Raw genomic sequence first — 23,750 nt, forward strand, 5'->3', positions numbered from 1 at the left:
TATGATGATACATATAACGCGCAAAGAACATTTTAATGCCGCTCACCGGATGTACCGTGAGGAATGGAGCGCTGAAAAAAACAATGAGGTATTTGGCAAATGCGCCAACCCCAACTGGCATGGTCATAATTACAATTTATTTGTAACGGTTAAGGGCGAAATTACCCACGCCACCGGCTATCTGATGGATTTGAAAGAGCTTAAGGTTATTATTAACGAGCATGTTATAGAAAAGCTTGATCATAAAAACATCAATTTGGATGTTGAATTCATGGCGGGTAAAATGGCGTCGACGGAATTGCTTTGCATCGAGATTTTTAATCAGCTTAAGGCGCCTATTGAGGCTTATGAGGGAGTGTTTTTACACTCGGTAAAATTATATGAAACTGAAAATAATTCCGCGGAGTATTTTGGCGGATAACCGGATAAAATGATTGATAAAAACCACATCCCCGACCGCGATGATGATATTGACGGTTACACCAAAATAGACCGGTACAATCCGCAACTAATTGAAAACCTATCGGGCCATTATCTTGATGTTTTAAAGCAGATTGGAGAAAACCCCCAAAGGGAAGGCCTGTTAAAAACACCAGAACGCATAGCCAAGGCGATGTTGTTTTTAACTCATGGCTATGATCTGGATGCTAAAAGCATCCTGAATTCGGCTATGTTTAAAGAGGAATACAGCCAGATGGTAATTGTAAAAGATATTGAAGTGTACTCTATGTGTGAGCACCATATGCTGCCTTTTTTTGGAAAGGCGCATATTGCCTATATTCCTAATGGCTATGTGGTTGGGCTAAGCAAAATACCGCGCGTAGTTGATGCCTTTGCCCGCAGGCTGCAGGTGCAGGAGCGCTTAACCAACGAGATTCGCGATTGTATACAGGAAACGCTTAACCCGGTTGGAGTAGGTATTGTTATTGAGTGCCGCCACCTGTGCATGAGTATGCGTGGTGTGCAAAAACAAAACTCGGTTACCACCACATCGGCCTTTACCGGTGAGTTTTTGAAAGAAAAAACCCGCACAGAGTTTTTAAATTTAATAAGTTCGAAACTAAGTTGATTAAGTGAATGGTTAATTAGGTGAGTAGTTAAAAAAATAAAAACCACTCACTTAATCAACTCAATCAACCAATAAACCAAAGCAATGAAAGCATATATTTTTCCAGGGCAGGGTGCCCAATTCCCGGGTATGGGTAAAGATCTTTACGAGCAGTCTGAAAAAGCACATGAGTTATTTGAAAAAGCAAATGAAATATTGGGTTTCCGGATTACAGATGTAATGTTTGATGGCACGGCCGAAGATTTGGTGCAAACCAACGTTACCCAGCCTGCTATATTTTTACACTCGGTAGTTTTAGCTACCGTTTTGGGCGATGAATTTAAACCGGATATGGTTGCCGGGCACTCCTTAGGCGAGTTTTCGGCCCTTGTTGCTGCAGGTGCCTTATCATTTGAAGATGGTTTGCGTTTAGTTGCCGCGCGTGCCAACGCCATGCAAAAAGCCTGCGAAATACAGCCATCAACTATGGCCGCTATTTTAGGGCTGGATGACTTTACTGTTGAGGATGTATGCCGCCAGGTAAGTAACGTAGTAGTAACCGCAAATTATAATTGCCCGGGCCAACTGGTAATATCGGGAACTATTGCCGGCATTGACGAGGCTTGTGAGAAACTGCTTGCTGCCGGCGCAAAAAGGGCACTGATACTTAAAGTTGGGGGCGCTTTCCATTCGCCGTTAATGGAATCGGCAAGGGTTGAGCTGGAAGCGGCAATTGTAGCTACCGAAATTAAGGCGCCGGTTTGCCCTGTCTATCAAAATATTGATGCTAAGCCATATACAGATCCGGCACTCATCAAACAAAATTTAATTGCCCAGCTTACCGGTGCAGTAAGGTGGACGCAAACCGTTAAGCACATGCTGGAAGATGGGGCCACCTCATTTACCGAAGTTGGCCCTGGCAACGTATTGCAAGGGCTGGTAAAAAAGCTTGACAGGGCAATACCTACCCAAAGCGCTGTTTTAGCTTAATAATAATTAAAAAGGCACTATTATAGTGCCTTTTGTTTTTAACGTGTAATATCTGATAGTAATTTGACAACCTCCGGAAAAATACGCTTGTTGCTTACCCTGATAGGTATCGGATTGTTGTTTACGGCCATTTTTATCCAAAAAACATATACGCCGGTAAATAACCTTGACCAAACTGCGCGGGAACTTGAGGATAATTTGCACAAAAAAGAGGCTTATATTGATAAACAGCTAAGTGATAAGGCACAGTTTAACAAATTTAAAATCCTCACAGATAATGATCAGGAAGCAATTAACGGAATAGAAACCTTTACCGCAAAAAAGAACACCTGGTTTATAACGACCTATAAAAACCATCTGAGTTTTTGGAGTGGTATTAAAGTTTTGCCGGATAGCCTTTGGAATATAAAGGAAGGCAATTCGTTTATTAAGCAACCAAACGGGTATTATGAAGCGATAAGGAAAACCGATGGTGATTTTTCTGTAATATTTTTCATCCCGGTGAAAAACAATTACACCTTTACCAACCAGTATCTTCAAAACACTTTTGCTAAAGACCTAATTACCAGCGATAATATTGAACTTGCCGATTTGGGCGATAAAGACGCCTATGATGTACACAGCATTAATAACGATTATCTTTTTTCGGTAAAGCAAAAAGCCAACAGTGTTAATTATGCGTTTATATACTACGAGGCCGCTTTTTGGATTTTAACCATTCTGACGCTTTGTATATTAATCCATAATATTTGTTGCCATGTGGCGGCAAAGGGTTACGCCTGGTTGTCGGTGATATTCCTGGCATTTTTTATAATGCTGTTCCGTTTTGTTAATTTATATTACCACCTGCCCGATTTTAGCGGCATGCTAAAGCTTTTTGACCCCCAAATTTTCAATTCGGGCATTTTGTACCCGTCTTTTGGCGATTTATGTATTAACCTGCTTTGCTTTTTTTGGTTTGTTGTATTTATATACCTGCAGCGCCGCAGATTGTTTACGGCGGTATATACAAACGCTGTCGGCTATTTTATTGTAGTTGGTTGCATTCTTTTGCTTATCGCGATATCCACATCGTTGTTAAGATTGTTTTCAGACCTTGTTATCAACTCGGGCATTAACTTTAATGTAAATAATGTGCTGGGCTTGTCATCGTTTAGTGTGCTGGGCGTTTTAATGTTATGCTTTAGTTTTCTTATTTTTTATCTTGTTGATGACGTTGTTCTTTTTATATGCCTTAGGCTGGGGGTGCCGCGGGTGCACCAGTTATTACTACTAATAGCAGGTGTTGCTATCAGCACGGCTGTTTTTGCCCGGTATTATGGCTTTAGCCTGTTTTACCTGTTGTGGATGATGCTGGTATTGATAAGGGCGTTTGGTTTTATATACCACAGAAGCAAACTTACCACAACCTCCTTTTTGGGCGTACTTTTAATATGCTCATTAATATCGGCCATTAAGTTAAACCATTTTGAAAGTATTAAAGAAGAGGTTGTGCGCAAAAAACTGGTACACCGGTTAGAAGACCCGGTTGATCATGATGCCGAAAATACTTTTATAAAAACAGAGAAACGGATTCTTATTGATACAGCCATTGTGCGCTATTTTAAGGAAAATGTACATAATACCGAGTACCTGCTAACCCGTTTTCAGAAATTATATTTTGACGGGTACTTATCAAAGTATGTAGTTAAAATACACGAATATGATGCTAACGACCAGCCCCTTGTTGAAGATGATGTTCCGATAACCAGCTTCAAAGATCAGGTTGTATATAACTCCTATAAGGTTGTGCCAACATCTTATTTTTACCGGGGAACGGCATCGTTTGGGCTTCAGAGCTACTTTGCGATACTTCCCATAAAAAGCAGGAACAAACAATTGGGCACCCTGGCTATTGAGTTTACCTCAAAACCCCTTCAATCGTTAGGTGCCTTCCCCGATTTATTGATAGATGGGTCGCTGCAATCCGAAGATGAATTTAAAGACTATTCGTACGCGTATTATTACGATAATCGCCTGCAAAGCCAGCGGGGCACTTATGTTTATACGCTTAATAATCCCGATTTTAAAGGGGTATTAAAAAAATATATTATAAAAACCACCAGGACAAACAACCCCGAATGGTACAACACCTTTACAAAATACGAACACCTTATTTATAAGCCCAACAAACGTAACATAGTTGTAGCAAGTAAGGAAACAAACCCGCTTTATAATGGGGTAACGTCCATCACCTTCTTTTTTATGGCTTTGCTGGTATTCAGCGCAATTATTATTATTGTCAGGGGTGCATGGGTACGCGTAAGAATTTTAAGCATCAAGGATGACAAAATCCGCTGGAATTTCCGGATCAATTTTGATAAGGTACTTTATAAAACGCGCATACAGTTTGTAATGATTTTTGCGGTTGTTGTTACGCTGATAGCGGTTGGTTTTATCACTTTTGTATCAATAGGGAGCCAATATCAAAGCCAGCAGGATAAACAAATCCGTAATAAAATAACCCGTATCGCCGAGGCTTTTCAAACGGGAGCGTTAAACAAGTACATATACAATGTAAACGAAAAAAGCCAGGTTGATTTTGACATAATGGCCAAAACCTATTCAACCGACCTGGTTTTGTTTGATATAAACGGCATACCGCTGGTGACAACACAGCCCAAAATGTACGAAGCCGGCCTGGTGGCAAAAAAAATGAACTCCCGTGCCTTTATCTATTTAAGCCGCCTGCAAAAAACAGAATTTGTAAATGATGAGCGGATAGGCGAATTGAGCTATAAAGCCGCTTATGCGCCCATTACAAGCTCCGGAAGAATAATAGCCTATATCCAATTGCCTTATTTTTCGAACGAGGCAGATTATAAAGAACGTATAACAGCGCTGCTGAACGTGATGATAAACGTTTATACGCTGGTGTTTATAGCTATTGGTTTATTTGCTATTATTATTGCAAGGCAAATTACCACGCCGTTAAGCTTCATACAGGAAACGTTGAGCAAAACCATATATGGCAAAAAAAACGAACCGATAAAATGGCAGCGAAATGATGAAATTGGGGCATTGGTTAAAGAGTACAATAAAATGATATCGGCCCTTGAAAATAGTGCGAACAGGCTGGCACAGTCTGAGCGTGAAAGCGCCTGGCGCGAAATGGCTAAACAGGTAGCTCACGAAATTAAAAATCCGTTAACCCCGCTAAAATTAGGTTTGCAACTGCTTGATAAATCGTGGCGCGACAAGGACCCTAAATTCGATCAAAAATTCGAGCGCTTCAGCAAATCGTTTGTCGAACAAATAGAAAGTTTATCCTCAATCGCATCTGAGTTTTCAGCTTTTGCCAAAATGCCCGATACCCGTATCGAACAATTAAATGTTTTTGAAATGCTTAACCAGGCGGTTACCATATTTAAGCAAATGGACAATATGCATATCATGTATCAGCCGCCGGCCCCCCCCTTTATGATTAATGCCGATAAGGATCAGTTGCTGCGTTGTTTTAATAATTTATTAAAAAATGCCATAGAGGCCACTCCGCCGGATAGGAAAGGGCTAATAGATATCAATTACCTAATTACCAGCAAAAATGTACTGCTTACCATAAAAGATAATGGCAACGGGATTCCCGAAAATATGCGCGAAAAGATATTCGAACCCAATTTTACCACCAAAAGCTCCGGAACGGGCCTTGGGCTTGCCTTTGTGAAAAATTCAATTGAGAATGCCAACGGCAAAATATGGTTTGAAACAACCATTGGTATCGGCACTACTTTTTACCTAAGCTTTCCATCTGTTTAAGGTGAAAGGCAAAAGGTGAAAAGTAAAAGGTTTTTTTGCGGCGAATGTGGAAGCCAGGGCCTTTTGATAGGAAAAAGAGGCCCCCGTCAGTTAACTACTAAAACCCTTTTACTTTTCACCTTTCGCCTTTACCCTTTCGCCTTTGACCTACTTAATAAATTTCTTCACTGTCTCTGTAATATGGGCTAAATGGTGTTTGCTGTGCCATGAGTATAATGCCAACCCTTTTTTAAGCGAAACAGTATCGCCGGATGCCGGATGTACAAAAGAACGCTGCCACTCGTTTTCGGTAAAACTTTCAAATAAGGCAACCATGTGGATGTGTATGCCTTCTAACATTTTTAATGATGATTCTACCGGCAGGCGATAATCGGGGAGTAAAGCCCAGTCGGCTTCTTCGTATGGTTTTATAACCGGGTTGTTTTCGGTAAGCGCCAGCTTAAACCGGGTGATTGAATTCATGTGGCTGTCGGCCAGGTGATGGATCACTTGCCTCAATGTCCAGCCGCCGGTACGGTAAGGGGTATCCAGTTCCTGGTAGTTTAAACCGGCTATTGCGTTACGCAATTTACCGGGCAGGGTGCGCAGGTCGTCTATCCATTCGCGAATGTTTTCGTCGGTATAGGATGCCGGTGGTGCAAACTTCCCTATCGGGAACCTCATTTGTTGGTCTGTCATATGTCTATAAAAAAAATTAAATTAAGTATAATTTTATAGTACAGCAAGCTTTAGCCTAAATTAGCGTTCTGTACGTGTTATTTCAACCGATGATAAAAAAATTGTTTTTAGTATTGCTGCTTTTAAAATGCCCGTTTACATACGCCCAAACCATTAAAACCGATATTTTGGTAATCGGCGGAGGTCCAGCCGGCACGTCAGCCGCAATACAGGGTGCCCGCAGCAAAATTAAAACAGTATTAATTGAAGCAGGCCCGCAATTATGCTCTTCAATGCAAGCTCAAACAATGGCGACCATCGGCGGCGGGCAAAATCTGCCGTCCGGCATCTGGGGCGAATTCCGGAAATGGGTAATGATATTTTACAAAAAAACACCTGGATATGATACCGCGTATAATGCCCCACTGCGCTTAGAGCCATACACAGGTGCTGCCATTATAAAAAAAATGGCCGATACGGTTAAAAATCTCACTATAAAATTAAATACTGTTGTTAACTCGGTAAAAAAAGACGGGGATGGTTGGGTGGTAACCGTTAGCCAGGATTCAAAATCGCAACAAATAAAAACAAGGGTGATTATTGACGCTACACCCAATGCCGCAATAGCCCAAAAACTGAATCTCAATTTTAAGCCAGCGGATTTAATGGCCAATAGCTACCAGTCTACCGCCTATCGTACCAGCATCGCGACAGGCGATGGTTATAAGGGCCGTAGTGATGATAAAAAGAACACATCAAACAGTTACCCGCAACCGCCGGTATATTGTATTCCATTAGGCGCTGTTGTAGCGCCGGGCGCGGAGAACCTGTTGATAACGAGTTCGTTTTTCCCCGAGGATGACATTCAATATCTGCCCAACCAGCTTATGCTGGGCCAGGGTGCCGGAGCAGCAGCAGCATTTTGTGCGTTTTTTAAAACTACTACCCACAAATTAAACGCACGCACTGTGCAGGGCGAACTACTGGATTTTAAAAGCTACCTGCTTCCTTTTGCCGATGTGAGCCAAAACGATCGTTATTTTAGGGCGGTGCAGCAGATTGGGGCAACCGGTTTATTAAAGGGAGTGCAAAAACAGGATAGTAATAAAACTGATGTACTGTTTATGCCCGATTCGACTGTTAATACGGCCGAGATTGAACCGGTATTAAATGATATTTATACCCGTACATTTTTATGGTTCAACAGGGAAAAACCCACGCAAAAATTTACAGTAGAAAACACGCTGTCGCTTATAAGCGAGATAACGCTAACTGATCCTAAAACCCTGCACATCTCCATGGCCAAGGCCTGGAAAAGCCAATATAAATTCCAAACGGATTTTGATGTTAACCGGCCAATAACCCGCCGGGAGTTTGCTATACTGGTTAACCAGTTTTTAAACCCTTTTGCCCGAACGGTGGATTTATCGGGTAGGTTTGTAAATTAAACGGAAGGCTTAAGTATAGCGTATAAATGCTCGTCTAAAATAAGGCCGTTTTTAATAATGGCATTTTTACAGATAGCTTCTTTTACGAAACCCGCTTTTTCCAATACCCGCATTGATTTTGGATTGTTGCCTAATACGCCCGCCTGTAGCCTTACAATATCAAGTTTGGCAAAGCCGTAATCAACAACCTGTTTAACAGCTTTGTGCATTATGCCTTTTCCCCAATGTTCCTGACCCAGCCAATATCCAATTAATGCGGATTTTCGATAAATATCGACCCTTAAATCAATGCCAATTACGCCTGCAACTTCGTGGTTAATAACAATCGCAAACTTAGTTTGCACTTTGTCGGCCATTGCAAGCCCTATAAAATCAAAGGCATCCGTAAGCTTGTATGGCGATGGAAAGCGATCAAGAAGGGCATCAAAAACCCTTGGGTTATCGGCATGTTTTTGTAACGATTTAGCATCGGCCAACCGCAACTTCCGTAAAATAAAACCGTCGCCTTTAATTTCCATTTGTAACAATAAACGCCTAAAATTAGCAAAGCAAAGCCAAACTGTTAAATTGCATCGCGTATTAGTTGCGCGAAATAAGACTGACTCATGAAAAAAATATTTACGCTGCTATTGCTGGCCAATACTGCCGGTGCTTTTGCCCAAAAGCTGGATACCCTTACCATTGAAAAAATTATGCGCGATCCAAAATGGATAGGCGTATCCCCATCAAACATTCACTGGAGCGATGACAGCAAAAAAATCCTTTTTACCTGGAATGCAGATAAAACCGGGCCTGATGAATTGTTTGCCGCTACGCCTGCCAGTGCGGCACCGCAAAAAGTAAGCATTGCCAATAAGCGCGGTTTACCGGCAGAAAATGGTAATTGGAATAAAAAGCGCACTCAAAAAGTTTTTGAAAAAAACGGAGATTTGTTTTTAGAAGATCTCAAAACGGGCAAAATAACGCAGCTTACCCATACCGAGGAGGGGGAAAGTGCGCCGGTTTTTAACGGCGATGAAAGCCACATCATATTTTCGCAAGGCAGTAACCTGTTCTCCGTGAAGCTTAATGGGAATGGGTTGGAGCAGCTAACTAATTTTGTTAAATCAAAAAGTAAAAAGGGCAACGACGAACTTAACGAAGAAGAAAAATGGCTTAAAGGGCAGCAACTGGAATTGTTTGATATTATTAAAGTTGAGAGGAAAGAGAAAAAACAAGACTCAACTGAAAGTGCAGAGTTGGCGCCGAAGCGATTGAAGGAACTGGTTTTTGGAACAAAACGGGTTGGGCGGGTTAAAATAAGCCCCGATGAACGCTTTGTTACTTACCGGCTTACAAAGCAGGCCGATGACGTTAAAAGCGCCATCGTTCCTAATTATGTAACCGAATCGGGGTTCACGGAGGATATTCCCAATCGTTCAAAAGTAGGCCGTCCATCATCAACATCCGAAACTTTTATTTATGACCGTCAGCGCGATTCTGTTTATCGCATCAGCACGGCCGATATCCCAGGAATTAAAGACCAGCCCGATTATTTAAAAGATTATCCTAAAGAACAGGAAGCTTATAAAAAGGCAAATGCCGACAGGCTGGTAACCATAGAAGGCGTGTTATGGAGCGAGAACAGCGCCCATGCAGTTGTTGTAATATCGGCCCAGGATAATAAAGACCGTTGGATTATGCGATTGGACGCCGCCACCGGCAAGCTTAGCCTGCTTGACCGCCAGCGCGATGAAGCCTGGATTGGTGGTCCCGGAATTGAAAACTCGGCGACAGGGAATGTTGGGTTTATCGACAATGATCATTTTTATTTTCAGAGCGAGGCCAGCGGTTACTCCCACATCTACGTAATTGATGTTAATAGCGGCGTAAAAAAGCAAATTACCAGTGGCAAATGGGAAGTGCAAACCTTGCAGTTATCCAACGATAAAAAAAGGTTTTACTTCACCGCCAATATCGATCATCCCGGGTTGACGGATTTTTATAGTCTGCCGGTTGATGGCGGGACGCCAACAAAAATAACCGGCATGAAGGGCGGCAACGACGTAACACTATCGCCCGACGAAAAGTGGCTGGCTATCCGCTACTCCTATTCCAACAAACCATGGGAACTATATGTGCAGGCCAATAAGCCCGGTGCCAGGGCGGTGCAGGTTACCAAATCCATAAGCAAAGAATACGAATCATACCAATGGCGCGCCCCGGAAATTATCACCTTTAAGAACCGTTATGGCAGCGATGTTTACGCACGCCTTTACCTACCCAAAAAGGCCGACCCCGCCAAACCGGCTGTGGTTTTTGTGCATGGCGCAGGATACCTGCAAAATGTAACTTATTCCTGGAGCTATTACTTCCGCGAGTTTATGTTTAACAATATGCTGGCCGATAATGGTTATACTGTGATTGATATTGATTATACGGCAAGCGCGGGTTACGGCCGCGACTGGCGCACAGGTATTTACCGGCATATGGGGGGCAAAGACCTATCCGACCAGGTTGATGGCGTAAAGTACCTGGTTGATAAATATGGCGTAAACCCCAAACACGTTGGCTTATACGGCGGATCATACGGCGGGTTTATTACGCTGATGGGCATGTTTACCGAGCCCGATGTTTTCGCGGCGGGCGGTGCTATCCGCTCGGTTACAGATTGGGCGCATTATAATCATGAGTATACCTCCAATATTTTAAATGAACCTTTTACAGATGAAACAGCTTATCGAAAAAGCTCGCCTATATACTTTGCCAATGGCTTAAAAGGCAATTTATTGATGTTGCACGGTATGATAGATCAGAATGTGAATTACCAGGATATAATCAGGCTAACCCAGAGATTAATTGAGTTACACAAAGAAAATTGGGAGCTGGCATCGTACCCCGTAGAAGACCACGCCTTTGAACAGCCCAGCAGCTGGACGGATGAGTATAAACGGATTTATAAATTATTTGAACAAACGTTGAAGAAATAATGGGACGGCACATCAATAAGTCGAGCATCACCAATTTATTTCCTATTCTTGTCATCCTGAGGAACGAAGGATCTGTCGACTATCCTTTGCCGACATGCATGACCGATAGCAAAGTTCGCAGATCCTTCGTTCCTCAGGATGACAGTTTTATATTTAAACTTTGTTCTTCTTCCATAATATCGAAGAAGGTTATCACAGTGAACAACTTCTTTGTTTATATAGTATTCTTGGCTCTAACCCTGTTTTTCACCGGCTGCTCATCCAATCAACCCAAAGTCAACAACGTTAAAATTAACCTTACCCCCGATAAGCACTCCCTCAAAATAACAGGCCTCGACCTATTGATAGTCCAGGATATCAACCGCGACTCATCCGGTGGCAACTGGCAAAGCCTGGTGCCGGTATTTAAAATGCCGATAGATGCCGAGCTAAAAAACTATCAGCCCATACAGCCGGGCAAGTATGTGGTTACAGATAGCGTGGTGGTTTTTACGCCCGACACCCCTTTTATCGCGCAGCAAACTTATTTTGTACGCTACTATAAATTTGATGCCAATAGCAAGGCCTCGGATTTTATATTAGGAAAAAACAAACTGGGCAGCTTGCACTATACAGATTTGATTTTTAAGCAATAACCCTATTTGATAGTTGAAAAATTAATAAATTTGATTATATTTGCAGTCAATTAATAAAAGAGGGGGCAAATAGCCCCCTCTTTTATTTTATCAATTAAAAATTATCAATCAAAAAACGGGCGGGTAATGAACATTGAAAAAAGAGTAAGGGAACTGGTAGAAGAAAAAATAGCCGATAAGCCGAATTTGTTTTTGGTTGATGTTAAAATGCACTCAAACGGAAAGCTTATTGTTTTGCTTGATGGCGATGACGGTGTAGGTATTGACGATTGCGTGGCGGTAAGCAGGCATGTGGGCTTCCATTTAGAGGAAGAAAACGTAATTGAAACAGCCTACAACCTGGAAGTATCGTCGCCGGGGATTGATTTTCCGCTTTCATCGGCAAGGCAATATGCCAAGAATGTTGGGCGCACATTGGGTATCAAAATGGCCGATGGCGTAAAACGAGAGGGTGTTTTATCGGCATTAACCGAAGACGCCATTATAATTGAAGAAAAAATAAAAGAAAAAGGGAAAAAGGCCGAAACTGTTGAAAGCGTTATCCCATTAGATAAAATAACAGAAACAAAAGTTTTAATATCATTCAAGTAGAAAATGAGCAATATTAATTTAATTGATTCTTTTCAGGAATTTAAAGATTTCAAGAACATTGACCGCCCAACCATGATGAGCGTTTTGGAAGACGTTTTCAGAAGCATGATCAGGAAAAAATACGGCACAGATGAAAATTGCGACGTAATTGTTAATACCGATAACGGTGACTTAGAGATTTGGCGCACCCGTAAGGTTATGGAAGATGGGTTTAGCGAAGACGATGACCTGGAAGTTGAACTGGCCGAGGCCAAATTGTTTGATCCGGACCTGGAAGTTGGCGACGAGCAAATTGAGCAAATTACCCTGGAAAGCTTTGGCCGCCGTGCTATTTTAGCGGCACGCCAAACACTGGTTTCAAAAATTCTGGAACTGGAAAAAGACGAGATCTTTAAAAAATACAAAGATCGTGTGGGCGAAATTGTTACAGGCGAAGTTTACCAGGTTTGGAAAAAAGAAACTTTGGTATTGGATGATGAAGGTAACGAATTGTTGCTACCAAAAACAGAGCAGATACCGGCCGACTACTTTAAAAAAGGTGATAGCGTAAAAGCGGTTGTTCATAAGGTAGATATGCTGAACAGCAACCCTAAGATCATCATTTCGCGTACAGCACCAGAGTTTTTACAGCGTTTGTTTGAGCTTGAAGTACCCGAGATTTTCGACGGATTGATCACCATTAAAAAAATTGTGCGTGAGCCGGGCGAAAGGGCCAAGGTTGCCGTAGAATCATATGATGATCGTATTGACCCGGTTGGTGCCTGCGTAGGTATGAAGGGTTCACGTATACATGGTATCGTTCGCGAATTAAAAAATGAAAATATTGATGTGATTAACTTCACCAACAATATTCAGCTTTATATTCAACGTGCATTGTCGCCAGCCAAAATCACATCTATTAAATTAGATGACGAGAAAAAAACAGCAGCAGTATACTTAAAGCCCGACCAGGTTTCTTTAGCTATCGGCCGTGGTGGTCATAATATTAAACTGGCTGGTAAATTAACCGGCTATGAAATAGATGTTTACCGTGAGGCTGATGAACATGATGAGGATGTGGATATCGAAGAGTTCTCAGATGAAATTGATAGCTGGATTATTGATGAATTTAAGCGTATTGGCTTAGATACAGCAAAATCGGTATTGGCTTTAACTGTTGGCGAGTTGGTAAAACGTACCGATCTGGAAGAAGAAACGGTAAAAGAAGTGCTATCAATATTGAATGCTGAGTTTGAATAAGCATAATAACCAAAATTAAAATCGTATTTTTGCGATAATTAGCAGAGAAAATATAATAAATGTCAGAAGACAAATCAATAAAATTAATTAAGGCGGTAAAAGAGCTCAACATTGGTATGGGTACCATTGTCGATTTTTTGGCGACTAAAGGCTATAAGGTTGATAAGCACCCCATGGCCCAGCTAAATGGCGACATGTACAATGCGTTGTTGAAGGAATTTGCCTTTGATAAAAGTATTAAAGAGGAAGCCAAGCAGATCAGTATCGGTAAGATAAGGAAAGAGGAAACTGCACCGCTGCCTGAAAGACCGGTTGAAAACCGCCGTTCGCGCGATTTTGAAAACGAAGAAATACTGATCAAAAATGCCGGCCAATATACTGCGCCGCAGGCCGAAAAACCGAAACCGGTTGAGCCTGCTGCTCCTGCTGCCCCGGTGAAAACCGAGGAGCGCAGCGATGTATTGCCCGGAGTTAAGGTAATTGGAAAAATTGACCTTAATAATCTGAATGCGAAGCCGCAGCCTGTTGCCGACAAGCCGGTTGTAGCAGAAGCGCCTAAACCAGAACCAGTTGTGGAAGCGCCTAAACCGGTTGTTGCTGAAGTGCCGAAAGTAGAAGCGCCAAAACCAGAGCCAGTTGTGGAAGCACCAAAGCCGGTTGTTGCAGAAACCCCTAAGGTAGAAGCACCCAAACCACCGGTTGTTGAAACGCCAAAGGCAGAAGAGCCTAAAGTAGAGGCTCCAAAACCGCCTGCAGTGCAAGCCCCTGTTGTTGAAACCCCGGCCGAAGCACCTGCAGATGGGGATGATGACGTAATACGGGCCAAGGCCGAACGCCTTACTGGGCCTAATATTATCGGTAAAATACAATTGCCGGTTAATGCTCCAAAGCGTAATCCTATAGCATCTTCATCAAATTCAAACAGCGCCGATCATAAGCGCAAAAGGAAACGTAAAGATAGTCAGGGCAATCCGCAGCAAGGTGGCGGTGGCAACCATCCGCAAAGCCAACAAGGCGGTGGAGGCAGTCATCCTCCGCATACCCCATCGGGTGGCGGTACTATTAACCCCAACCGTCCGGATTTCAGGAATCGGGGTAATGGTGCGCCAGGAAACGGAGGCCCTCAGCAAGGAGGTGGCGGTGGAAACCGCCCCGATTTCAGAGGCAACCGTAATAATGCGCCGCAAAATACCGGTCCTAAGGAAGAACCTTCAGAAAAAGATATACAAGACCAGATTAAAGCGACACTCGCACGCTTAAGCGGTGCAGGTAAATCAGGTAAGTTTGCACAGCGGGCCAAATTCCGCCGTCAAAAACGTGATGACGTTGCCGCCAGCGCCGACGAATTGGCAATGGAGCAGGAATTGCAATCGAAAGTATTAAAGGTTACCGAGTTTGTAACTGCCAATGAGCTTGCGTTGATGATGGATGTATCCGTAACCCAGATTATATCTACCTGTATGAGCCTGGGCATGTTCGTATCTATCAACCAAAGGCTTGATGCAGAAACATTAACCATTGTGGCCGATGAGTTTGGCTACCAGGTTGAATTTGTGAAGCCACAGGATGAAGAGGCCAACCTTGATCAACCCGATGATCCGGCAGATTTAGTTCCCCGTGCGCCAATTGTAACCATCATGGGTCACGTGGATCATGGTAAAACATCATTGTTGGATTTTATCCGCAAAACAAACGTAATAGGCGGCGAAGCCGGGGGTATTACCCAGCACATTGGTGCCTATGAGGTTACTTTGCCGGATAATAAAGGAAAAATAACATTCCTGGATACACCGGGTCACGAGGCGTTTACCGCCATGCGTGCAAGGGGTGCACAGGTAACAGATATTGTAATTATTGTAATTGCTGCTGATGATAGCGTGATGCCGCAAACCCGCGAGGCCATAAACCACGCGCAGGCTGCAGGTGCACCAATCATCTTTGCTTTCAACAAAATTGACAGACCCGGAGCCAACTCGGATAAAATCCGCGAGCAATTATCGGCCATGAATATTTTGGTTGAAGAGTGGGGTGGTAAATACCAAACACAAGAGATATCGGCCAAAACAGGCTTAAATATCGAATTACTGTTAGAGAAAGTATTGCTTGAAGCCGAATTGCTTGAATTAAAAGCAAACCCTAATAAACGTGCCGTAGGTACTGTTATTGAGGCGGCGTTAGATAAAGGCCGAGGTATTGTAACCACTATATTGGTACAGGCAGGCCGTTTAAAAGTAGGTGATCCTATTTTGGCCGGTTGCTACAGCGGTCGTGTTAAGGCATTAACCAATGAGCGTGGTCAAAGGGTTGAATCTGCCGGCCCATCAACACCGGTACAGGTATTGGGTATGCAGGGCGCGCCAACAGCGGGCGATAAATTCAACGTATTGGAAAGTGAAGTTGAAGCACGTGAAATTGCCAACAAGCGTTTACAATTACAACGCGAACAAGGTTTACGTACGCAGAAACATATTACACTTGATGAAATTGGCCGCCGTTTGGCAGTTGGTAACTTTAAGGAGCTTAACATTATTGTTAAGGGCGACGTGGATGGATCTATCGAGGCGTTATCAGATTCGTTGCTGAAACTATCTACCGAGCAGATACAGGTTAACATCATATCAAAAGCGGTGGGTCAGATCTCTGAATCTGACGTATTGCTGGCTTCTGCGTCAGATGCTATTATCATTGGTTTCCAGGTTCGTCCTTCGGGAAGTGCCCGTAAGCTGGCCGAGGCTGAGCAGATTGATATCAGGCTATACTCTATCATCTACGATGCCATTAACGAAATTAAGGCGGCGATGGAAGGCATGCTGGCACCAACCTTTGAAGAGAAGATTGTTGCGAATGTGGAGATCCGGGAAACCTTCAAGATCAGCAAGGTGGGTACCATTGCAGGTTGTATGGTGCTGGATGGTAAAATTAACCGTAACAGCAAAATCCGTATCGTTCGTGATGGCGTGGTTATCTACACTGGCGAGCTTGCTTCACTGAAACGCTTTAAAGACGATGTGAAAGAAGTATTGACTGGTTACGAGTGCGGTTTGAACATCCAAAACTTCAACAATATTGAAGTAGGCGACATTGTTGAAGCTTACGAAAACGTAGAGGTTAAACGGAAGCTGTAATAACATTAGTCTCCTAAAAAATACAAGGGCCAATCTTCAACAGATCGGCCCTTTTTTTTATTTGTTCGCCTGGTGTGGGTTCAAACAAAGGATAAAATCCGAATGATCTTTGATAGTGGGAGGCGTTAACCCAGGGCGATGGTGTCGGGGGGGAGCACCCGAAGCAGGAAGACCCCGTGCGGCTAACCTTAGGCCGGCGAACAAGGAAGCAGATGATACGTCAGTGCCTGAAGAGCACTTTCGGCAGGACGCATGCCCCAATCCCCCCCCTTTTAACAAATGCCCCCCTATTGTTTAACAAACGTTCCATATTATTATTTGTACCCATAAATATTGGTGTATACTTTTAGCCAACCAAAAAAACTTAATCTTACTAAAAGCCTTTATGCAAAGAAAACTAAGCAGCTTTGCGGTATGTACCGGATTTTTATCCATGTGTATGTTCTTTGCTTGCCTCCAAAACAACAGCACGCCAAATCAGCACAAGCCCAATCCAAATACCGCGATTAACGAAGGTTTGGTAAAGCATTATTATAACAGTTCTTTGATAAAGAAACCTGCAACAAGTGTTAAAACTTATCAATTGACAAACTGCGCAGATCCTAATGCTATACCCGGAGAAAAAAATTGTAAATCGCGGAGGTTTGCATGGTGCTTTAAGTTACAAAACAATAAAGTAACCTATATTGAAATACCTGTCGGGTACAACCGGCGGCGTCATCTATCGCGGGATATATAAATATTTAACAAGCCTTGTTTCAATCAGTTTAATACTTCCGTAATATATTGTTGTATTTGCAATTGTAACATAATCAATACATTATTAATGTAACAGGCCTTTTAGGGTGAGCGGTTTGATTATTAATTAAAAGTAATGTACATTTCATCTTTATAAAACCTAAATGATAAACAAACCGGCTCTGTGCTTTTTTATCGCCTTCACTTATTTAAGCAGCCACGCCTTCGGACAAACGGCAACGGACGACAGTGCCATGCAAAAAATAGCCATTGGCCACGTAGTTGGCGCTTACAATACTTCAATAGGTCAAATGTCCCGCCTTTATAACGGCCCCGAGTACGAGTATTATGATCCACTAATAAAAGGGAACGCTTTTTTCTTGGATATAAACGAGTTTAAACCCGGCACGGTCAATTACGATGGGATATATTATGCCAATGTGCCAATGATGTACGATATCAACAAAGACCTGGTGGTAACTTTGTTGTATAATGGCTTTTCTAAATACTCCTTATTAAACTCCAGGATCCAAAGTTTTGATTTGCATAACCATCACTTTGTATACGTTGCGGTCGATTCAACAAATGTGGCGTCATCAATAAGCAGCGGTTTGTATGAAGAGATATATGGCGGCAACCTGCAGGTGTTAGTTAAATGGACAAAAAGCATTCAAAGCATATCAACGCAAACCACACTCGAAACCTTTTTTACAGAAGCTAAAAAGCATTACTATTTAAAAAAGGGCAGCAATTATTATAGTATTGGAGGGCAAGGTGCTTTCCTGAATGTATTGAAGGATAAGAAGAAAGAACTGCAGCAATATATAAAGGCCAATAAAATTAAGTTTAAGGATAACCCGGAAAAGGCAATGTATTTGATTGCCGCGCAGTATGATCAGTTATCAAAATAAGTAAGCTTTATAAAATATTGTATCAACCCAAAAACAGCTGTTAAACCTTCACCAGATAAAGGGCATTGCGAAAAATAAATATGCGAATGAAAAAAATTTACTTTCTAAGTTTTTGGTTTTTGATCCTGATGAAGGTTGGTAATGCCCAGCAAACTGCGGTTAAAACAATAAGTGTAAACTTTCAGCAGGCTACTATCGGGCAACTTGTTGCCGATGTTGAAGCCCAAACAGGGTATCACTTTTACTATGAGCCCTCACTATTTGATAGTTTAAAGGTAACAATTAAGTTAGATAATAAACCGGTTGAAGCAGTGCTGGATGCCGCATTCAAAAATACTGCTTTTCGTTACGCTATAACAGCTGATCGCCAGGTGTTTTTAACCAAAGGACGCGAAATACAACCATCGCTTGCCGCCGGCTTTTTTGGAGTTAAACCCGGCACCCAGGCGGTAAAAAACAATGTGACCACAACCGTAGCAGAATTTACCGATCAGAAAGAAAAGGTTATTCCGGAAGCGACAACCGAAAACAAATTATATGAAATAGGTAATAAAACGAACACTATTGGCTCCGGTAACGCAACGCTATCTGGCTACGTTCGCGACAGCAAATCTGGCGAGGCGGTAATTGGGGGGAGCATTTTTGTTACTAATACCAAAACAGGGGTTGCAACAGATCAGTTTGGCTATTTTACCATCAGCCTGCCTAAAGGGCGTCAAATTTTAAGTATCCGTGGACTTGGGATGCGCGATACGCGCAGGCAAATTGTGCTTTATTCTGACGGAAAGCTAATCATCGAAATGAAAGAGCAAATTACCAGCCTGAAGGAAGTAAAAATATCGGCCGAGAAGGTGGCCAATGTACGCAATGTACAATTGGGCGTAAACAGGCTGGATATTAAGAGCATTAAACAGGTGCCAACGGTATTTGGCGAGGCCGACGTTTTAAGGGTGATATTAACGCTGCCGGGAGTACAATCGGTGGGCGAAGCCACAACAGGCTTCAATGTGCGTGGCGGATCGGCCGATCAGAACCTTATTTTAATGAATGATGCTACAATTTATAACCCATCTCATTTTTTCGGATTTTTCTCGTCATTTAACCCCGACATTGTTAAAGATATTGAACTTTATAAAAGCAGTATCCCGGAAAAATTTGGCGGGCGCCTATCGTCGGTGCTGGATGTTACCAATCGCGAAGGCAATAAAAAGAAGTTTACCGGTTCGGCAGGCATTGGTTTAATAACCAGCAGGCTTAATGTGGAGGGGCCTATCATTAAAGATAAAACCTCGTTTTCATTCGGCGGCCGCACTACCTACTCTGATTGGCTGTTGAAATTGCTGCCCGATGCTTATAAACACAGCCAGGCATCCTTTTACGATTTAAACCTCGACATTAGCCACCAGATAAACGAGAAAAATAATATTTATGTAACTACGTATCTGAGTAAAGATAAATTTAAACTAAACAGCGATACATCATACGGATACAGCAACCGCAACGCCAACATTAAATGGAAGCATAATTTTAACGATAAGCTGTTTAGTGTAATTGGAGCAGGTATAGACAGGTATCAATATGATATTGCCAGCTATGATAACCCGGTTAACGCTTATAAGCTTAATTTCGACATCAACCAAACCAATTTTAAAGCTGATTTTGTTTATTACTTTAACCGTAAAAACACCATTGATTTTGGTTTAACATCTATTTTTTATAAGCTACATCCCGGAAATTTTCAGCCAAATAGCCCCAAATCATTGGTAGCACCTGATGTTATCCCGGCACAGCAGGCTTTGGAAAGCGCCTTATACCTGGGCGACAAGTATGATTTTACCGAAGACTTTTCGGTAAGCGGAGGCATCAGGTATTCCATTTATAATTTCCTGGGCCCCCAAATGGTTTATAATTACGCCCCTAATTTGCCAAAAACAACCTCAAACCTGCTCGATAGTACAAATTATAGCAGCGGGAAGTTCATTAAAACATATTCGGGACCGGAGATTCGGCTTTCGGCAAGGTACCAATTGGGCGACAATACTTCTTTAAAAGGAGGTTACAACACGTTAAGGCAATACATTCATTTATTGTCAAACACAACCGCCATTGCCCCTACTGATGTGTGGCAACTGAGCGATCCTAATATTAAGCCACAATATGGCGATCAGGTATCGCTTGGCCTTTACCATAACATGAAGGCAAACACCATCGAGACATCTGTTGAAATTTATTACAAAAGGCTAAGGGACTACCTGGATTACCGCAGCGGGGCCAACCTGGTGTTGAACCACCACATTGAAAATGATGTATTGGGTACCGAAGGCAAGGCTTACGGCATTGAATTTTTGCTAAAGAAAACTACAGGCAAGGCTAATGGCTGGATAACCTATACCTACTCGCGCACTTTTTTAAGGCAAACCAATCCTAATGAAGGAGAGTTGATTAATGGCGGCACGTACTATCCGGCCAACTTTGATAAGCCACACGCGTTTAACTTTATCGGCAATTACCGCTTTTCGCACAGGTTTAGCGTATCGTTAAATGTTACTTATAGCACAGGCAGACCTATTACATTGCCGGTAGCCAAATATGAGTACGGCGGATCGGAGCGGGTATATTATTCAGACAGGAACCAGTACCGGATACCAGATTACTTCCGTTCGGACTTTTCAATGAACATTGAGGGGAATCACAAAGTGCATCAGCGAACACACAACTCATTCACCATAGGTGTGTATAATTTAACCGGCAGGCAAAATGCCTATTCCACTTATTTTACCGAGCAGGGGGGTATAATAACCGGGTATAAACTATCCATTTTTGCAAGGCCAATTCCGTTTATCAATTATAACATCAGGTTTTAACCAAATATGTGTAGGGGGCCAATTATATGGTTTATTTGATAATGCTTACAGCAGTTACGCAGGCCTGTCATAACGCCAATGCGCATTTATCAGTTGAAAGTGTAGGGGGTATAGTTTGTATGTTAAATAAGGTTAAAGCAGGGTGCAATATGCCCGGTAGTGGCCTGTGTGGAAAGGGGGGTTACCGCTTCAATAATGACGGCCTGAACGCGTCCGGGGCTGTTTGTCAAAAAGGGAAATTAAACCCGACAGATGCCGTTATAAGGCCGCAACATGCCGGTGGCGTTATTGGTTACAACGCTTTTGTCATTTGCTGCACAGGCTGCCGGGCACATAGGACATCAGTTGCTCCTGATTTTTGGATATTATAATGATGAAAAAAAACAAAGACATATGGTGTATTATTGTAATACTGGGCTGTATAGTTGCCGGGTGCAGAAAACCCTATAACCCGCCAGCAATTTTGGCGCCTAATAGTTACCTTGTTGTTGAAGGGGTAATAAACAGCGGCGCCGACTCAACAGTTATTACATTAAGTAAAACGGTGAACCTATCCGAAACGCCGTCGTCAACACTATTATCAAATGCAACGGTAACTGTCGAGGCCGACGGTGGTGCCATCTATCCCTTGCAAGCTTCAATGTCTAATCCGGGTAAATATATTGCCGTTGGCTTAAACCTGGATAATACTAAAAAGTACCGCCTGCATATCACCGCATCAGGTAATAAATATTTATCCGATTATGTGGCTGTAAAAGCAACCCCGCCAATTGATAGCATTACATATAAAATAACAGAGAAAGGCTTGCAAATAAACTCGAACACTCATGATGTCACCAATAACACCCGATATTACCGTTGGGCCTATGAAGAAACATGGCGCTTTCACGCCAGGTTTAATTCGGGATTGATAGTAAAAAACGGCGAGGTTGTGTTTAGGGGAAACGATGAACAGATTTATTATTGCTATGCGGGAGATAAGTCGAGTAATATTGTACTGGCATCATCGTCAAAGCTGCTTCAGGATGTTATATCACAGAATCCGGTTACATTAATACAATCCAATTCAGAGAAGCTTGGAATAAGATATAGCATTTTATTAAAACAGTATGCGCTAACCAAAGAAGGGTATGCATTTTGGGAAAACATTAAGAAAAACAGCGAACAATTAGGAAGCATATTTGATCCTCAGCCGTCAGAGATAAAAGGAAATATTCATAATGTAACCAATCCGGCAGAGCCGGTTGTTGGTTATTTAAGCGTAACGAATGTGCAAACCAAACGAATATTTATATCAAACAACGATTTGCCATTAACCTGGCAACCGCAGGTGGATGCTTTCTGTCAAATAGATTCTGTTTTGTTTGCCAACCCGCATAACGGAGCTAATGATGTTCAAAATCAAATTGTAAATGGTGGGTTAATACCAATTTCGACAATAAGCAAGGATGGGTTTCATGTTATTGGATATACAGCATCAACAGTAGAATGTACAGATTGTAGGGTACGAGGGCAGGTAACAGCTCCCCCATTTTGGAAATAATTGACGAGAAAATGATTATGAAAAAATATATATGGTTTTTGGCGATAGTTTGTGGAATAGCCGGAGGGTGTAAAAAGCCGTATAATCCATCGGTTATAAGCAGCCCCAACCATTATCTGGTGGTAGAGGGGGTAATTGATGTTGGCGATAGTATAACAGTTATTAAGCTAAGCCAAACTGTGAACCTTGGCGATGATGTTAAAACATCCGGCCTGGCCGGTTACACGGTAACTATTCAGGATGCAGCCGGAGCGTCCATAGCAGAATTGCAGCCGATACCCGGACAGGACGGAAAATATGCTTCGGCGGCGCCATTAACGCTTGATCAGTCAAAAAAATACAGGCTGCATATTTCGGGCGATGGCAAGGAATATGCTTCAGACTATACAGCAGTAAAAAAAACACCGCCTATTGATAGCATCGGTTTTATACCGAAGGGCAATAATTTGAATGTATATGTTAATACCCATGATGCAACAAACAGTACACGCTATTATCGCTGGGATTACACAGAGGTCTGGAAATTTCATGCCAAATACGTATCAGGGTTCCTTGTAGACCCGGTAACCAAAGAAGTAAGGAGCAGAAAAGAGAATGAAGCCGCATACTATTGCTATACGGGCGATATATCAAGTAATACAGTAATAGCATCATCAGCCAAGCTAACATCAGATGTTATATTCCAGGCACCGGTAACAACGATACCTTCTACCGCCGAGAAAATTTCAGTGCGGTACTCTATTTTATTGAGGCAATATGCTTTAACAAAAGAGTGTTATGAGTTTTGGGAAAACATCCGAAAAAACACCGAGCAACTGGGAAGTATCTTTGATGCCCAGCCATCGCAACTGCAAGGGAATATCCATAGCATATCTGACCCTGCCGACCCTGTTATCGGATTTATAACCATCACAAATGTTCAGCGGAAGCGCATTTTTATTGACAACAGCCAGTTGCCGACAGCGTGGTATCCTGTTTATCCATATAACTGTGAGGCAGATACTGCGCGTATATATAATCCGAAAAATATGCAGCACGAAGTACAGCAATTTATAATTGACGGAAATGGCATTCCAATTTCGGCCATTATAGAAATGAATGTATTAATTGGTTACACGTATTCAACTATCGAATGTACGGATTGCCGGATAAGGGGTAAATCATTACCTCCGCCATTTTGGAAGCCATAACGCACAA

The 23,750-nt window shown here is 42.4% G+C and carries 17 protein-coding genes; 15 read left to right on the plus strand and 2 right to left on the minus strand.

What is annotated here, in order from left to right:
* Positions 1–4 precede the first annotated feature (4 nt).
* The 4 genes from PQ469_RS29590 (at position 5) to PQ469_RS29605 (ending at position 5,833) form a co-directional block, all read left to right on the plus strand.
* Entirely contained in the window at positions 5–421 is a 417-nt protein-coding gene (locus tag PQ469_RS29590; RefSeq protein ID WP_090651629.1) for a 6-pyruvoyl trahydropterin synthase family protein, read from the plus strand.
* Between the two features lie 9 nt (positions 422–430).
* The gene (folE, locus tag PQ469_RS29595; protein ID WP_274210871.1) at positions 431–1,069 is read left to right on the plus strand and encodes a GTP cyclohydrolase I FolE; all 639 of its coding nucleotides are present in this window, start codon (positions 431–433) and stop codon (positions 1,067–1,069) included.
* 84 nt (positions 1,070–1,153) lie between these two features.
* Entirely contained in the window at positions 1,154–2,038 is an 885-nt protein-coding gene (fabD, locus tag PQ469_RS29600; RefSeq protein ID WP_274210872.1) for an ACP S-malonyltransferase, read from the plus strand.
* A 63-nt stretch (positions 2,039–2,101) separates the two neighbouring features.
* Positions 2,102–5,833: an ATP-binding protein gene (locus tag PQ469_RS29605; protein ID WP_274210873.1), complete on the plus strand. Its 3,732-nt coding sequence runs from the start codon at positions 2,102–2,104 to the stop codon at positions 5,831–5,833.
* Between the two features lie 147 nt (positions 5,834–5,980).
* Here the strand turns inward: PQ469_RS29605 and PQ469_RS29610 are convergent, their stop codons facing one another.
* A complete protein-coding gene (locus PQ469_RS29610) occupies positions 5,981–6,511 on the minus strand; it encodes a YfiT family bacillithiol transferase (protein WP_274210874.1) in 531 nt (176 codons plus the stop codon).
* 89 nt (positions 6,512–6,600) lie between these two features.
* On the opposite strand from PQ469_RS29610, the gene PQ469_RS29615 reads away from it, so the two are divergent.
* Entirely contained in the window at positions 6,601–7,938 is a 1,338-nt protein-coding gene (locus PQ469_RS29615) for an FAD-dependent oxidoreductase (protein ID WP_274210875.1), read from the plus strand.
* Here PQ469_RS29615 and PQ469_RS29620 read toward each other — a convergent pair.
* Entirely contained in the window at positions 7,935–8,456 is a 522-nt protein-coding gene (locus tag PQ469_RS29620; protein ID WP_274210876.1) for a GNAT family N-acetyltransferase, read from the minus strand. The genes PQ469_RS29615 and PQ469_RS29620 overlap by 4 nt on opposite strands.
* Before the next feature lie 87 nt (positions 8,457–8,543).
* Between PQ469_RS29620 and PQ469_RS29625 the strand changes: the two genes are divergently transcribed.
* The 10 genes from PQ469_RS29625 to PQ469_RS29670 all read left to right on the plus strand — a co-directional run bounded on the left by PQ469_RS29625 (position 8,544) and on the right by PQ469_RS29670 (position 23,743).
* The gene (locus tag PQ469_RS29625) at positions 8,544–10,907 is read left to right on the plus strand and encodes a prolyl oligopeptidase family serine peptidase (protein WP_274210877.1); all 2,364 of its coding nucleotides are present in this window, start codon (positions 8,544–8,546) and stop codon (positions 10,905–10,907) included.
* Positions 10,908–11,134: 227 nt separating this feature from the next.
* On the plus strand, positions 11,135–11,542 hold the full coding sequence (locus PQ469_RS29630) for a hypothetical protein (protein ID WP_274210878.1): 408 nt from the start codon (positions 11,135–11,137) through the stop codon (positions 11,540–11,542).
* A gap of 126 nt (positions 11,543–11,668) precedes the next feature.
* Complete coding sequence (gene rimP, locus PQ469_RS29635; RefSeq protein WP_274210879.1) at positions 11,669–12,133, plus strand: ribosome assembly cofactor RimP; 465 nt, start codon at positions 11,669–11,671, stop codon at positions 12,131–12,133.
* A 3-nt stretch (positions 12,134–12,136) separates the two neighbouring features.
* Positions 12,137–13,372 carry a transcription termination factor NusA gene (nusA, locus tag PQ469_RS29640; RefSeq protein ID WP_090651403.1) on the plus strand — a complete coding sequence of 412 codons (1,236 nt, stop codon included), beginning with the start codon at positions 12,137–12,139 and terminating at the stop codon, positions 13,370–13,372.
* A gap of 59 nt (positions 13,373–13,431) precedes the next feature.
* Positions 13,432–16,497: a translation initiation factor IF-2 gene (infB, locus tag PQ469_RS29645; protein WP_274210880.1), complete on the plus strand. Its 3,066-nt coding sequence runs from the start codon at positions 13,432–13,434 to the stop codon at positions 16,495–16,497.
* A gap of 902 nt (positions 16,498–17,399) precedes the next feature.
* Complete coding sequence (locus tag PQ469_RS29650; RefSeq protein ID WP_274210881.1) at positions 17,400–18,146, plus strand: hypothetical protein; 747 nt, start codon at positions 17,400–17,402, stop codon at positions 18,144–18,146.
* Positions 18,147–18,232: 86 nt separating this feature from the next.
* The gene (locus PQ469_RS29655; RefSeq protein WP_274210882.1) at positions 18,233–21,010 is read left to right on the plus strand and encodes a TonB-dependent receptor; all 2,778 of its coding nucleotides are present in this window, start codon (positions 18,233–18,235) and stop codon (positions 21,008–21,010) included.
* A 41-nt stretch (positions 21,011–21,051) separates the two neighbouring features.
* Positions 21,052–21,381 (plus strand): hypothetical protein, encoded by a 330-nt coding sequence (locus PQ469_RS29660; RefSeq protein ID WP_274210883.1) that lies wholly within the window; start codon positions 21,052–21,054, stop codon positions 21,379–21,381.
* Positions 21,381–22,553: a DUF4249 domain-containing protein gene (locus tag PQ469_RS29665; protein ID WP_274210884.1), complete on the plus strand. Its 1,173-nt coding sequence runs from the start codon at positions 21,381–21,383 to the stop codon at positions 22,551–22,553. The genes PQ469_RS29660 and PQ469_RS29665 overlap by 1 nt, the downstream gene beginning before the upstream one ends.
* Positions 22,554–22,570: 17 nt before the next feature.
* Complete coding sequence (locus tag PQ469_RS29670) at positions 22,571–23,743, plus strand: DUF4249 domain-containing protein (protein ID WP_274210885.1); 1,173 nt, start codon at positions 22,571–22,573, stop codon at positions 23,741–23,743.
* The last annotated feature ends 7 nt before the right edge of the window (positions 23,744–23,750 follow it).

It is taken from the genome of Mucilaginibacter sp. KACC 22773 (assembly GCF_028736215.1).
Lineage (GTDB): Bacteria > Bacteroidota > Bacteroidia > Sphingobacteriales > Sphingobacteriaceae > Mucilaginibacter.

Coding starts and splice junctions, on each gene's coding strand:
- PQ469_RS29590 (WP_090651629.1), top strand. CDS start 5: ATGATACATATAACGCGCAAAGAACATTTTAATGCCGCTCACCGGATG.
- folE (WP_274210871.1), top strand. CDS start 431: ATGATTGATAAAAACCACATCCCCGACCGCGATGATGATATTGACGGT.
- fabD (WP_274210872.1), top strand. CDS start 1,154: ATGAAAGCATATATTTTTCCAGGGCAGGGTGCCCAATTCCCGGGTATG.
- PQ469_RS29610 (WP_274210874.1), bottom strand. CDS start 6,511: ATGACAGACCAACAAATGAGGTTCCCGATAGGGAAGTTTGCACCACCG.
- PQ469_RS29615 (WP_274210875.1), top strand. CDS start 6,601: ATGATAAAAAAATTGTTTTTAGTATTGCTGCTTTTAAAATGCCCGTTT.
- PQ469_RS29620 (WP_274210876.1), bottom strand. CDS start 8,456: ATGGAAATTAAAGGCGACGGTTTTATTTTACGGAAGTTGCGGTTGGCC.
- PQ469_RS29625 (WP_274210877.1), top strand. CDS start 8,544: ATGAAAAAAATATTTACGCTGCTATTGCTGGCCAATACTGCCGGTGCT.
- rimP (WP_274210879.1), top strand. CDS start 11,669: ATGAACATTGAAAAAAGAGTAAGGGAACTGGTAGAAGAAAAAATAGCC.
- nusA (WP_090651403.1), top strand. CDS start 12,137: ATGAGCAATATTAATTTAATTGATTCTTTTCAGGAATTTAAAGATTTC.
- infB (WP_274210880.1), top strand. CDS start 13,432: ATGTCAGAAGACAAATCAATAAAATTAATTAAGGCGGTAAAAGAGCTC.
- PQ469_RS29650 (WP_274210881.1), top strand. CDS start 17,400: ATGATAAACAAACCGGCTCTGTGCTTTTTTATCGCCTTCACTTATTTA.
- PQ469_RS29655 (WP_274210882.1), top strand. CDS start 18,233: ATGAAAAAAATTTACTTTCTAAGTTTTTGGTTTTTGATCCTGATGAAG.
- PQ469_RS29660 (WP_274210883.1), top strand. CDS start 21,052: ATGCTTACAGCAGTTACGCAGGCCTGTCATAACGCCAATGCGCATTTA.
- PQ469_RS29665 (WP_274210884.1), top strand. CDS start 21,381: ATGATGAAAAAAAACAAAGACATATGGTGTATTATTGTAATACTGGGC.
- PQ469_RS29670 (WP_274210885.1), top strand. CDS start 22,571: ATGAAAAAATATATATGGTTTTTGGCGATAGTTTGTGGAATAGCCGGA.